Here is a 13,293-nt window from a genome sequence, read left to right as displayed (position 1 = left end):
ATGATTAACAGCCAAGGTGCTTTTACGTATATTAACACCGCCGGAAGGGCGCTTGTTGGCTTTTTTTTACGGCTGCCGATGGGGGAGAAAAGCCTTGGTTACGTTTTAAGGGTAGGCAAATGGCAAGCCCGGTGGGGGTGTTTGCCTGAATGAAAATGGAACAATCGTAAAACAAACTGTATGGAAAAGCATGGTTCTTTCTTGTTGCCGGTGGTGCGCCGCGTGGCGATGTTGTGTGTGTTGGGGCTGGTGGCAGTCAGGGGTATGGCCGTCGATGTCGACTCGTTGATGCGCTCCCGGGAGCAACATGAGCCGCTGTCGCGTTTCAGCGCCTACTTTCAGGCCGGTTTAAACACGGCCGATGATGTGAGTTTGGCTTTCGAGTTGGGCGCGGCTTGGTACCCTTTGCGCTATGCGGGCTTGAGCTTTGGCGTTGAATTTGACGACAATAATGGCAATAAAAGTTTGTTTGAGAGCAGCGATTCGTTCTATGACGACTACGATCCTTCACGCATCATACGACTCAATTTCCATCCTGCGCTGGCCTTTCGCACGCCTCCCGTGTGGCTGGGAAAGCGCCGTAAGGTGGGCTTGTTGTTGCAATGTAACTCGGGATTGGTTATCTCCGTGCCCCGCAACGATACCGAGTGGGTATCGGGACCGGCGCCGATGGACGACCCGCGGACGGGTGTCAGGAGGATAGGCGAGGTGCGTCGGAAACTCAAAAACCGTGATGGCGAGTGGTTGGCATGGCGTGTGCGCACGTCGGTGGGCCTCTGTAACGACGACGGAGCCATCTCCTTGGGCTGGAGTGTCTCCAATTATAACATCGAGTCATGCCGCAACAACCTTTATTATCAGGGCAAGCGGGTAGGTGGCCGCAGCCATTTGTCGATGACCCATTCGCTCTTTATCAATCTTACTTATTTCTTTTAATCGCCCGTTTTCCCTACTCCGGCGAAGGCGTTGATAGTTAAGCACTTTGCCATCAGTGGCGGGCTATCCGCAAAAGTGGTTGAGTTATCTGTAATATGTGTACCTATTGTTTTGAAAGTTTTTTGTACTTTTGCAAGCGATAATGAAAGGTGGCTTTTGTTATTTAAGGTAAATATCAACACAATATGGAGACAATAAAGAATCAGGAGTTTGGGGGTGAGCGCCCGCTTTTCGGCATTCACGATACCCGACTCGAAGAAATTACGATTGTAGACGGGGAGTCAGGTGTAAAATGTTGTAGCAACTTGGAGTGCAACAATTCCAAGTTTTATGGAAAATATCCTTGGTGGCATGTTGACGGTTCGGTCATTACGAACTGCTATTTCGCCCCGGCCAGCCGCTCTGCCATTTGGTATAGCAATGACATGGTGATGAAAGACTGTGTTATCGATGGGCCAAAATTCTTCCGGGAAATGCGTAACTTATCGCTCGAAAACGTGAAAATCAACGACGCCGATGAGACTTTTTGGAAGGTGGACGGCCTGAAACTCAAGAACGTAGAGCTGCATGAGGGCACTTATCCCTTCATGTTCTCAAAGAATATTTATGTAGATGGACTCGTTTCTGACGCCAAATACGTGTTCCAGTATTGCGAGAACGTGGAGGTACACAATGCCCGTATTACGACGAAGGACAGTTTTTGGGAGTGTGAGAACGTCACGGTATATGACTCGGTGCTCGATGGTGAGTATCTGGCATGGCATTCCAAGAACGTGAAACTCGTGCGTTGCCACATCAGTGGTGAGCAACCGTTGTGCTATTTGGACGGAATCACGTTGGAAGACTGCACCTTTGATGAGGCTTGCGACCGTGCTTTTGAGGACAGCCGTAATATTCAGGCTACGATAAAGGGTAAGATTAGCGAGATAAAGAACCCTATCAGCGGTCGTATTGAGGCTGATGAGGTGGGTCAGGTGACCTATGACGCCTACGCCAAGGGCAAGGATTGCGAGATTGTGACACGCTAATGATTTACCGATAGGGGCGGGATTATCCTGCCACCGCAATGATAAACGATTATGGGAAAATACGATTTTGACAAGCAAACGGAGCGTCGCGGCACCAATTCTTACAAGTGGGACACCATGGCCGACGCCGATGTGCTGCCCATGTGGGTAGCCGATATGGACTTCGAGACGGTTCCTGCCATTACGAAAGCCTTGCGGGAGCGGGTGGCACAAGGCATATTTGGCTATACTTACGTGCCCGACAGCTACTATGAGGCCGTGATAGGCTGGTTTAAACGCCGCCACGATTGGACGATAGAGCGTGAGTGGATACTCTATACCAGTGGAGTGGTGCCGGCAATCAGCTGTTCGCTGAAGGCGTTGACGCTGCCCGGCGAGAAAGTTTTGGTGCAAACGCCGGTCTATAATTGCTTTTTCTCATCGATAGCCAACAGTGGTTGTCAGGTGGTAGAGAACGAGTTGGTTTATGAGAATGGTACTTATCGCATTGATTTTGAGGATTTCGAGCGTAAATGTGCCGACGAAAAGACCACGGTTTTCCTGCTTTGCAATCCCCATAACCCCGCTTGTCGGGTGTGGAAGCGTGACGAGTTGGAGCGCATGAATGAGATTTGCGTGCGCCACGGCGTGAAAGTGGTGGCCGATGAGATTCATTGTGAGCTGGTCATGCCGGGCTTTACGTATGTTCCTTTCGCGTCGGTCTCCGATGCATGTCGTGACAATTGCGTGGTGCTTAATTCACCTTCAAAGGCTTTTAACATAGCCGGTTTGCAGATAGCCAACATCATTTGCGCCGATAAGGAGGTGCGCCGACGGATTGATAGGGCTGTCAACATCAATGAGGTGTGCGATGTCAACCCCTTTGGTGTCATCGCCTTGCAGGCCGCTTACAATGAGGGTGGCGAGTGGTTGGACGAACTGAACGCTTATCTTTATGGCAATTATGAGCTTGTAAAGGAGTTTGTCGCCACGGAAATGCCCAAGTTGAATGTGGTCAGATTGGAGGGAACATACTTGGTTTGGATAGATGTATTGGGCTTGGAGTTCTCCTCCGATGAGCTGACTGATAAGCTGTTGAAAGAAGCAAAGGTCATGGTCAATAGCGGAACGATGTATGGTCAGCGGGCCGGTCAGGGATTCATACGCCTGAATATTGCCTGCCCACGGGCTCGTTTGCTGGATGGACTGAAGCGGATGGGCCGTTGTTTGGCCGAATATATGGTGGATGAAGGCTACGGATGTAAGGCTTAGGCCGGTTCATCTTATAGGTAATAAAACATAAAAGGAAAGAGGTTGACAACACGACATTGTACGTTGTCAACCTCTTTCCTTTTATATTGTCAGCCAATAATCAGTTGTTGGCGCCCCAATATTTCACTTTTACGGGATTGCCTTTGGCGTCGAGGACGTTCAGGCGAAGCTGTCCGCCGTTGTGATCGAAGAACTTTACTTCTATGGGATGTCTGCCCGCTTTCATGGCGTGCTGGCCTATGATTTCCCGGGGAGAGTGCTCCTTGTCATTATCCACTACCATCTTGTGGTCTACCGACAGTGTGCTTCCGTCGTCAGACAGCAGGGCGAAGGTGTAGATTCCGTCTGCCGGCACCTCGATATAGCCCGTGATGATAAGTCCGATGTTGCCTTTCACGCTATCGGGAATCATGACATCCTTCACCGTATAGCAGCCATTGACCGGTGCGGCTTCGATACCTGCGCAGTCAATGCCGTCATATTCGTGCCATTCGGCGTTGAGTCCTTCGTTCAGTTCGCCGGTCTCCACGGCCGGGGCTTCGGCTTCCTGAAGGTAAGAGGCTTTGACATAAGCGCCTTTTCGACCATCGGCGGTGAACTTACGGAAGATAAAATCGGTGCTGTTCGTGATGGTGAAGGGGCCCGTATAGCGTGTTGAACGCTCGTTAGGGATAGTTCCGTCGGTGGTATAACGTATGATTGCGTGTGGATCTTGGCAGTTAACGGTCACTGTTCCTTGGCCTCCGGTGAATACGTTGGTGTTGTAGAAGCCGGTCAGGTCGGGCATGCGATAGGTTACTCCCAGTGCTGTCAGGCGTGAGTAGTGGCTGATGAGGCGCTCATTGAATTGGTTGTAATCCATTCTTTCGGGCTTGCTCCATCCTAACTCGGCCACAGCCAGCATGCGGGGGAAGGCCATGTACATCATACGATTGCGTGTTGGCACCCATTCAGTCCACAAGTTGCCTTGTACACCCAGCACAAGTGCCTTCTCCTTTTCGGTAAGATTGTCGGGCTGAGGGTTGAAACGATAGATGTTACCCATTGTTTTGCTGTCCTCATCGTAGTCTAAGTAGAAGGGCGAATTGGGCGTGCAGATAAACTTATTGCCATGGCTGGTGGTCTGCTTCATGGCATTCGGGGCCCATGTGCGCCACCACATGACGGTCGAAGTGGCGCTAAGTCCACCCTCGATAATCTCGTCCCAACCGATCATGGTGCGTCCGTGAGCGTTGAAGAACGCCTCCATTTCGTGGTTGAACCATGATTGCAGTTGTGCCTCCGACTTCAAGTGATGTTCCTGCATGCGGCGTTGGCAGTCGGGACATGCCTTCCAATTCTTCTTATCTACCTCATCGCCACCGATGTGAACATACTCAAAAGGAAAGAGATTGAAGGCTTCCGCCCACACGTCTTTGCAGAACTGAATCATCTTATCCTTACCCGGGCAGAGCGGAGTGGTAAAGAGTTTGCCCCATCCTGTTTGTGGAAAGCAGGACAACCCGTCATAGTTGGCGATGGCGGCGAGGCTGTGTCCGGGCATATCTATCTCAGGAAGAATGTCTATGCCTCGTACTTTGGCATAGTTGACGATGTGCTTAACATCCTCTTGTGTGTAGAAGCCACCGTATAAGTCATTGCCATTCTTGTCGACACGCATGGTGTCTTGTGCGACATTCAAGTCGGGATTGTCTTCCTCAATGGCCCTGCGCATGCAGGTAGAGTCTTGGTTGTTGTAGGTGCGCCATGCTCCTTTTTGGGTGAGGAGTGGGTATTTCTTGATTTCAAGGCGCCATCCTTGGTCATCGGTAAGGTGCCAGTGCAACTTATTTATCTTGTAAAGCGCCAGCACGTCGAGCAGCTCTTTCACCTCTGCTACGGTGAAGAAGTGGCGTGAACAGTCGAGTTCCATGCCGCGCCACTCGAATCGTGGCGCGTCGGTGATGGTGACATAGGGCACGCTCCAGCGGCGATTGCTCACAGCTTTGGTGGATTCGATGGCGTCGGGGAGCAATTGTCGCAACGTGGCGATGGCGTTGATGACGCCCCGGTAGTCGTTGCCGACAATGCCAATGCCCTCCCGGCTGCTGTTAAGTACGTAGCCGGCAGGTGTTCCTTGGCCCGTAATGGAGAGGCGGATATGCCCCTTGCCGTTGTTCTTTACCTTCACTTTGCAGCCCGTAGAGCGGGAGAGAAGGTTTGCCAGATAGTTAGCTGCCGGGCGTAACGAGGCATTGGCGCAGCCGATGGTTATCTGTTTTTTGGGAAGTACGTATGCTCCTTGCCCCCAATTGACGTGGTTGGGGATGGGAATGAGTGCCGGCTGTTGGGCCCACAGTGCCATTCCGATAGTCAGAAGACAGAGCGTGAAGAGGGATTTTAAAGTATTCATGAGGAGTTAAATTGATAGATTATATTGCAAAAGTACGGTTTATTTTGAATTCATCCAACGGATTATGGTGAAAAGAAGCAAAAGTATGACAACGTAGCCGTTGGATTTCTTGGTAACGAAAGAGGGCGTGTCTGTTGAGACACGCCCTCCTATTATTATATAATAAGGTGTATTCCTTAGAGGTTGGGGTTCATTTCCTTCCACTGATCAACGGGAGGAACAATACCCAAGCCTACGATCTCATCGCGCATCTTGCAAAGATGTTCGTAAGACTTCTGCAGTGATGCCAACTCGTCAGCGGTGCCCTGAGGTTCTACAAAGTGAACACCCGTCTTGTCGATAGTGGTAGGCATAGCCATCATAACGTTCTTGAAACCGAGCTTGTCGTTGCTTACATAGCAGCCGGCAGGCAAGGTAAACTCTGCTCCACCCATAGCTGCCTCGATCATCTTAACGGCATTGTAAGCGGGGCTTTGGAATGAACTGCGGCCACGAAGCTTGATAATGTTAGAGCCACCCTGCACAGTGTGATGCTTGATTTCTTCCCAACGCTCGTCAGACAGACCCATTTCAGCCAATGGCTTGCCATCGATCTTCACCTGAGAAGCGAAGACAGCCATCTGCTCTCCATGGCCTCCGAAGGTGTGAGCGCCCGTAACCTTGTCCTGCTGAACGCCGAATTCCTCAGCCAAAGCCTGCTGCAAACGAGTAGAATCGAGAGCGGCGAGTGATGTAAGCTGGTTAGGTTTCAAGCCGGAGTGAATCAATGTGGTGAGCGCTGTTACGTCAGCGGGGTTGAAGATAACGACAACGTGCTCTACCTCAGGGCAGTATTTCTTGATGTTATCACCAAACTCAGCGGCTATTTGACAGTTGCCTTTGAGCAAATCCTCGCGGGTCATGCCTTCCTTACGGGGCGCGCCACCTGAAGAAATGATATATTTGGCACCGGTGAAAGCCTTTTCGGGATCGGTAGTCCAGCAGAGGTTAGCGCCGGGGAAAGCACACTGTGCCATCTCGTCGTAAACACCATGAACGCCCGGTTCAAAGATGTCGTAGAGACAAATATTAGGAGTAAGACCAAGCGTGAGGACGCTCTGTACCATGTTAGAACCGATCATACCGCCTGCACCGACGATGACCAGCTTGTCATTCGTTAAATAATTCATAACTGTAACTTATTATTTATATAATGTATGTAAGTGTTTTTTACAAGTTGTTGGAATGAAAATATCAGGTTTCGTTCCAATGGCAAAGATAGTAAAAAAAGGCAAATGGCGTTTACTTATTTCGTATTTAATTTGTTGTTAATTCTTAAAAAACCTATCTTTGTCAAGTTTATATTACAAAATAAGGATGAAACAACAAATCTTGTCTCGAATAGCGGCCTTGCGGGAATTGATGACCCGTGAGCACATGGCCGCGTTTATTATCCCTGATAGTGACGCGCACAACAGCGAGTACGTAGCCGACCATTGGAAAAGTCGTGAATGGTTATCGGGCTTCGACGGCTCGGCGGGAACCGTGGTGGTCACCATGGAGCAGGCCGCTCTGTGGACTGACTCGCGTTATTTCATAGCGGCCGAGGAACAACTGCAAGGCACCGGCATAGCGCTCATGAAGCAGAAAGTGGCCGGAACGCCAACCATTCCCGAGTGGTTGGGCAGGCAATTGGCCGAGAGTAGCAGCAAGGAAGTGGGCATTGACGGCCGGGTGAGCAGCGCGGCCGTGGTGGATGAATTGGTGGATGAGCTGCGGCGACAAGGCGGACTGACGCTGCGCACCAACTTAGACCCTATGAAAAACCTATGGACCGACCGCCCATCGATACCCCAAAACACCATAACCTTGCAACCATTGGCCCTTGCCGGCGAGGCGACGGCTGACAAGTTGGAGCGCATAAGGTGGGCATTGCGTGAGCAACATTGTGACGGCATGCTGATGTCGGCCCTCGACGACATCGCTTGGACGCTCAACTTGCGGGGCACCGATGTACATTGTAACCCCGTGTTCGTGGCTTATTTGGTGATAGAACCCGAGAAAACCACGCTCTTCGTGCACCCTCGGAAAGTCACCGGGGCCGTGGCCGACTACCTGAAGGCCCAAAACATAGCGGTCAAACCTTACGAAGAAGTGGCCGATTACCTGCGCCGGGACTATTTCGGCTACAATATTTTGATGGATGAGAACGAAACCAGCAGTTTCTTCATGGGCTGTATGAAGGAAAATAGGGCCACGGTGGTGCGCCGACCTTCGCCCGTTCCATCGATGAAAGCCGTAAAGAACGAAGCCGAGATAGCAGGTTTCAGGCGGGCCATGGAGCGTGACGGCGTGGCGATGGTGAAATTTCTGCGCTGGTTGAAGCCGGCTGTTGAGGCCGGAGGGCAGACCGAAATGACGGTGGGAGAGAAGCTCTTGGCCTTGCGAAAGGAGCAACCGCTCTTCAAAGACATATCCTTCGACACGATAGCGGGCTACGAAGCCCACGGCGCCATCGTGCATTACGAGGCTACACCGGCCACGGACGCCGCCTTGGAGCCCCACGGATTGATTCTCATAGATAGCGGGGCGCAATATCAGGACGGCACGACGGACATCACCCGCACCGTAGCGCTGGGCCCGGTGACCGATGAGCAGCGCCATGTTTACACGCTCGTATTGAAAGGACACATACAATTGGAGTTGGCGAAATTCCCCGATGGGGCCAGCGGCACGCAGATAGACGCCTTTGCCCGTGGCCCTCTGTGGCAGGAGGGGCTCAACTATCTCCACGGCACAGGCCATGGCGTAGGGGCTTATCTCAACGTGCACGAGGGGCCACATCAAATCCGTATGGAGTACAAACCAGCCCCCTTGCGGGCCGGAATGACCGTGACAGACGAGCCGGGGCTTTATTTGGCCGGCCGATTTGGCGTGCGTATAGAGAACACTTTGCTGATAAAGCCCTATAAGGAGACTGCTTTCGGTCGCTTTTTACAGATGGAATCGCTCACGTTGTGTCCCATCGACACGGCGCCCATCGACCGCTCGCTCCTTACTTCGGAAGAAATAACGTGGCTCAACGACTACCATCAGTCGGTGTTTGACCGTCTTTCGCCTTTGCTCGATGAGCCTGAGCGTGCATGGTTGGCCGAAGCCACACGGCCGATAGGATAATTTTCGCCTCGTCATAAGGCCGTGGAGACACTTCAAGAATAAAGTTTTTACGTAAGTATTTATTGGGTTTGGGTCCATGATTAGGCCGTGGGAACATGGTCGATAAGTGTTAAAAACTTGTCATTTTTCTTGACATTATCTTTTAAATCATGCCCTTATTTTTCTTCAATCCTGACTTTTGGTGGGTTGAAAGGGAAATAAGGGTGTTTTGTTATCTTGTTGATAATGAGTGGGTTATTATGCTTTTGTGTATTGTGAAGACTTTGATGGCTTCCTCATAGCTATGCTTTGGGCCTGCCATAGCGGTCCTTTAACGTTATTGAAGCGTGCTTTTGGTATTGTGATTAGCGTGTTCTTGTCATCTGAAAGCATGGCTTCGGGGGGATTCATGCGGTTTCTCGCATTTGTAATGGTTGCTTTTTGTGCTTTCAATTCTCTGAAAACGGTTTGCCGGCAGCTGCATGATGATGCGCCGAAGTGTTAAAAAACACTCCGGTTTCTTTACGTTTTGTCGATTTGAAAGTTGAAAAATAAAAGATGTGTTGATAGGTATCGGCGTTGCGTTATCCCAACATTAATTTTATATATGTGAGCGATGGGAGGAAATAATGTTTGTTTTCGGTCTCGTTATTTCTTCCTTATTTTCTGCTTGCATGAGGTGAGAAACGCGAAGCCGAGGGCAAAACCGCAGAGCAGTCCGCCGATGTGGGCGGCGTTGTCTATGCCCGGCAGTATGCCCATCAAGAGGTTGAAGCCAATGAAGATGGCCGTTTCCTTGAGTATGGACTTCGTGTGTTGCTTTGGATATATCCTGCCTAAAAGCAGTGCTATGTAGGCTCCGTAGAGACCGAAGATGGCTCCTGACGCTCCCACGGCTACGACAGGCTCGGCGTGCCACAGCAGACTGACGGCGCTTCCGGCAAGGGCTGAGAGCAGGTAAACGCAGAGGTATTGGCCTCGGCTCATCAGTGTTTCGAGGTGAACGCCCACGTAGAAAAGGCAAAATAGGTTGGCAAGCAGGTGTGTAACGCCGCCATGTAGGAAGGCGGCAGTGAGTATTCGCCACCATTGTCCCTCACTGATGAGAGGGGCGTAGCAGGCGCCCCAAGCGAGCAAGTCGTCGGCCTGAAAGGTGAGAAAGCCTTTCCCGGCAAGGACCATCAAGAGAAACACGGCGGTGTTTAGGTGGATGAGGATGGGCGTGACGAAGTAATTGGGCTGTGGAAGGATGAGGTTGAGCCACTCTTGTCGCTCGGCTTGAGCCATGAGATCGGGCTTTTTGTCCTTTATTCGCTTGATTTCCTTAGGGTTGGCCTTGGGAAGGATGGTGAGCAGAAGCCACACGGCAAGGGTGATGGCGAGGGCAATGGAGAAACGTTGCGGCAAGTCGCCACCCCTCGCTTCGTAAGGAGTGGTCATGCCACGGAGTATGATTGGGGTGGTGGAAGGTTGGTAGAAAAATTCTTGCCCGATGGCATTGGCAAAGCCTTCATAGTCGTCTGACGAGCTGTCTATCCGCTCGAAGCAGCGGTATCGTGTGAAATCGCCATGCTCGGTTTGGATTTGGCTTTGCCTGATGAATGCGTTGTATATCCTTTCTTTCTTCTCATCGCTGCTGTGGTTGCTTATTTCTTTCTCATAAACAACGCCCATCCATGTGGTCGGTTCTTGAGCGAGTGCGTCTTTCCCGATGGCCTGAAGAGGCATGATCGCATAGAGATACATGTTGAAATTGTTGGCGTTTTTGCCCGTTACCTTATAGGTGGCGTAGTAGCGTATGGCGGTGGTGTCGAGGCTGTACGCCCCAAATTCGTAGTATTTCGTAGGCTCGTGATTCCCTATGAGTTCAACAGATGGCAGCGTGGTCAGCCTTCCCGTGCTTACCGTCATGTATTTCTGGGCGAATATGGTCGGTATCAGCAGGCCGAGACAAGCCAAAAACGTATGGTAAAAGTCTATTTTGAGCTTGAGCGCTTTCAGCTTAGGCGCAATATAAAACAAACTTGTTGCTCCCGCAAGTAGTAAGGGGAATACGATTTGCGTCAGGCTTTCTTTCGGATGGAATAGGCCGAGCTTGACGAATAAAAGCCAATTCAGCAGCGTGTAACCCACCGTCAGCCCTGCGAGTGCCAGCACGAATGGCAAGAAAACGAGGCGTAGTTTATCTTTCATTTCATAGGGTTCTTTGCGTAGATAACGTATCTCTGCTCGACTTATTGCGAAAAAACGTTATTGTAATTGCGAAAAGGCGATGGTGTTACGATGTGGCGCAAGACGGCTTGGAAAGGCAGCGTGGGTGCGTAAATCAGGTAATAATAGTTTGTTGAGCTTGCGAAAATAGCAGGAAAGGAACAAGGTGTCGGGTTTGATACTAACGTGTTCGTAACTAAGAAATTAGATAAATAATTTGGTGGTTGGCCAAAAATCATGTAACTTTGCACCCGCTTATGGTGGCATTGTGTCCGAAAAGGATGTAACCACTTGAGTGTTAAATGAATAAACAACAAATTTAAATTCAAAACAAAAAAACATGATTATTGTACCCGTAAAAGATGGTGAGAACATCGAGAGAGCTCTTAAGAAGTTCAAGAGAAAATTCGAAAAGACAGGTGTTGTTAAGGAATTGCGTACTCGTCAGCAGTACAACAAGCCTTCTGTCTTGAAGAGACTCAAGATGGAGCATGCCATTTACGTACAGCAGTTGCGTACTAACGAGGAATAATACATAAATTCCCGTTAAAAGTTTGGTAGTTTAAAATTATTTCCGTATATTCGTTGCCAAAAGAAGTTCTTAGCAACGCATGATGATAATAGCCGATTTTTTGAACTACTTGCAGTATGAGCGCAGCCGCTCATTGCTGACGGTGAAGAGCTATGGCGAAGACTTGGAAGCCTTCGAAGCTTACTTCAAGAAATTGAATTGTCATCTCTCTTGGGAGTCGGTAGACTCTGATATTATCCGTGATTGGGTGGAGAGTATGATGGATAAAGGAAATAGTGCGACCTCAATCAATAGACGACTGAGCGCATTACGTTCCTTTTATCGTTTTGCTCTATCGCGAAATCAGGTAAGGAAAGACCCCGCTCGTGAAGTGCGAGGCCCCAAGAAAGCCAAGCCGCTGCCCCAATTTGTGAAAGAAAAAGAGATGAATGGTCTCTTGGATTCTGAAAATTGGACGGACGATTATAAGATGTTGCGCGCGCGTACCATTATTATGATGTTCTACGAAACCGGAATCCGTTTATCGGAACTTACGGGGTTGGACGATGCTTCGGTGGATTTTGGAGGTCGACAACTGAAAGTGCTGGGCAAGAGAAACAAGCAACGTGTGATTCCTTTTGGCGAAGAGCTGGACGAAACGCTGAAAACTTTTCTACAACTGCGCGATAAGCAGGTAGGGAAACAGTCGGATGCGTTATTTCTTACCGATAAAGGGCAGCGCATGAAGCCTGCTCAAGTGAGGTATGAGGTCGAAAAGTACTTGTCAAAAGTGAGTACGTTGGCGAAGAATACGCCGCACGTGCTAAGACATTCCTTTGCCACGGCGATGTTGAATCATCGGGCCGGGTTGGAAAGCGTGAAGAAACTGCTGGGGCATGAGAGTCTCTCTACGACGGAGATTTATACCCATACCACGTTTGAGCAGTTGAAGCAAGTATATACCGAAGCCCATCCTCGGGCGTAACCTTTTAAAAATTGGAGGTCACTATGGAACTAATGATTAAGTCGATTCATTTCGACACTACCGAAAAGTTACAGGCGTTTATTGAGAAAAAAGTCGCCAAGTTAGAGAAAACTTACGAAGATATACAGAAAGTAGAGGTGCAATTAAAAGTCGTGAAGCCGGCGACTGCCATGAACAAAAGCGTGAGTATCACGGTAGATGTGGCAGGTAAAGCGCTCTTTGCCGAGAAAACATGCGATACTTTTGAAGAAGGAGTAGATCAGACCGTTGATTCTTTGAAAGTACAGCTTACCAAATTCAAGGAAAAAGTGCGCAGTCGGTAAAAAAAAACGGAAAAGTTTTGGAAAATAAAAAATAAGTCGTATCTTTGCAGCCGTTTTACAACACGTCTGTTTTAAGCCGTCTGAGGCGGCTGCAAAGACTTGCCTCTTTAGCTCAGTTGGCCAGAGCACGTGATTTGTAATCTCGGGGTCGTTGGTTCGAATCCGACAAGAGGCTCAAGAAGTCTGTACGCAGATTTTGATGATAACACAAGGGTAGTTTCCAGAGTGGCCAAATGGGGCAGACTGTAAATCTGCTGCTTCTAGCTTCGGTGGTTCGAATCCATCACTACCCACTTCAATAGAAGTAAAGGTTTTCTTACCTTATATATAATATAAAGACGGAAAATCATATAATGCGGAAATAGCTCAGTTGATAGAGCACTAGCCTTCCAAGCTGGGGGTCGCGGGTTTGAGCCCCGTTTTCCGCTCACTTGCTGTAATAGCTCAGTGGTAGAGCACTTCCTTGGTAAGGAAGAGGTCCTGAGTTCAACTCTCAGTTACAGCTCTACTTCGATTCTATA

10 protein-coding genes and 4 tRNA genes are annotated in these 13,293 nt (G+C 49.6%); 11 read left to right on the top strand and 3 right to left on the bottom strand.

All coding sequences use genetic code 11. The features are described 5' to 3' along the window. Positions 1-180: 180 nt before the first annotated feature. From VIR50_RS00500 to VIR50_RS00490, 3 genes are all read left to right on the top strand, one after another. Positions 181-936, top strand: a complete 756-nt coding sequence (locus tag VIR50_RS00500; protein WP_331933187.1) for a hypothetical protein — start codon at positions 181-183, stop codon at positions 934-936. Between the two features lie 185 nt (positions 937-1,121). Beyond that, positions 1,122-1,964 carry a DUF3737 family protein gene (locus VIR50_RS00495; RefSeq protein WP_331933186.1) on the top strand — a complete coding sequence of 281 codons (843 nt, stop codon included), beginning with the start codon at positions 1,122-1,124 and terminating at the stop codon, positions 1,962-1,964. A gap of 51 nt (positions 1,965-2,015) precedes the next feature. Beyond that, entirely contained in the window at positions 2,016-3,215 is a 1,200-nt protein-coding gene (locus VIR50_RS00490; RefSeq protein WP_331933185.1) for a MalY/PatB family protein, read from the top strand. A gap of 100 nt (positions 3,216-3,315) precedes the next feature. Here VIR50_RS00490 and VIR50_RS00485 read toward each other — a convergent pair whose 3' ends face one another. Together VIR50_RS00485 and VIR50_RS00480 are read right to left on the bottom strand one after the other, a co-directional pair. Then, positions 3,316-5,607, bottom strand: coding sequence for a family 20 glycosylhydrolase (locus VIR50_RS00485; RefSeq protein WP_331933184.1), 2,292 nt, complete (start codon positions 5,605-5,607; stop codon positions 3,316-3,318). A 176-nt stretch (positions 5,608-5,783) separates the two neighbouring features. Continuing rightward, positions 5,784-6,776 carry a malate dehydrogenase gene (locus tag VIR50_RS00480; protein ID WP_331933183.1) on the bottom strand — a complete coding sequence of 331 codons (993 nt, stop codon included), beginning with the start codon at positions 6,774-6,776 and terminating at the stop codon, positions 5,784-5,786. A 187-nt stretch (positions 6,777-6,963) separates the two neighbouring features. Between VIR50_RS00480 and VIR50_RS00475 the strand changes: the two genes are divergently transcribed. Continuing rightward, complete coding sequence (locus tag VIR50_RS00475) at positions 6,964-8,763, top strand: aminopeptidase P family protein (RefSeq protein WP_331933182.1); 1,800 nt, start codon at positions 6,964-6,966, stop codon at positions 8,761-8,763. A 627-nt stretch (positions 8,764-9,390) separates the two neighbouring features. On the opposite strand, the gene VIR50_RS00470 is transcribed toward VIR50_RS00475, so the two are convergent. Next, entirely contained in the window at positions 9,391-10,935 is a 1,545-nt protein-coding gene (locus VIR50_RS00470; RefSeq protein ID WP_331933181.1) for a rhomboid family intramembrane serine protease, read from the bottom strand. A gap of 358 nt (positions 10,936-11,293) precedes the next feature. On the opposite strand from VIR50_RS00470, the gene rpsU reads away from it, so the two are divergent. From rpsU to VIR50_RS00435, 7 genes are all read left to right on the top strand, one after another. After that, on the top strand, positions 11,294-11,485 hold the full coding sequence (rpsU, locus tag VIR50_RS00465; RefSeq protein ID WP_331933180.1) for a 30S ribosomal protein S21: 192 nt from the start codon (positions 11,294-11,296) through the stop codon (positions 11,483-11,485). Between the two features lie 82 nt (positions 11,486-11,567). Continuing rightward, positions 11,568-12,449 carry a tyrosine recombinase XerC gene (locus VIR50_RS00460; RefSeq protein ID WP_331933196.1) on the top strand — a complete coding sequence of 294 codons (882 nt, stop codon included), beginning with the start codon at positions 11,568-11,570 and terminating at the stop codon, positions 12,447-12,449. A gap of 23 nt (positions 12,450-12,472) precedes the next feature. Then, entirely contained in the window at positions 12,473-12,772 is a 300-nt protein-coding gene (gene hpf, locus VIR50_RS00455; protein WP_331933179.1) for a ribosome hibernation-promoting factor, HPF/YfiA family, read from the top strand. Between the two features lie 101 nt (positions 12,773-12,873). After that, a tRNA-Thr gene (locus VIR50_RS00450) sits at positions 12,874-12,947 on the top strand. A 36-nt stretch (positions 12,948-12,983) separates the two neighbouring features. Continuing rightward, a tRNA-Tyr gene (locus tag VIR50_RS00445) sits at positions 12,984-13,065 on the top strand. Between the two features lie 62 nt (positions 13,066-13,127). Next, positions 13,128-13,200: transfer RNA gene (locus tag VIR50_RS00440), tRNA-Gly, on the top strand. Positions 13,201-13,205: 5 nt separating this feature from the next. After that, positions 13,206-13,277, top strand: a tRNA-Thr gene (locus VIR50_RS00435). Positions 13,278-13,293: the final 16 nt, after the last annotated feature.

Source organism: Prevotella sp. (assembly GCF_036570325.1).
GTDB lineage: Bacteria > Bacteroidota > Bacteroidia > Bacteroidales > Bacteroidaceae > Prevotella.
Note: the sequence above shows the minus strand (reverse complement) of the source record. Positions and strands in the feature narration are given on the sequence as shown.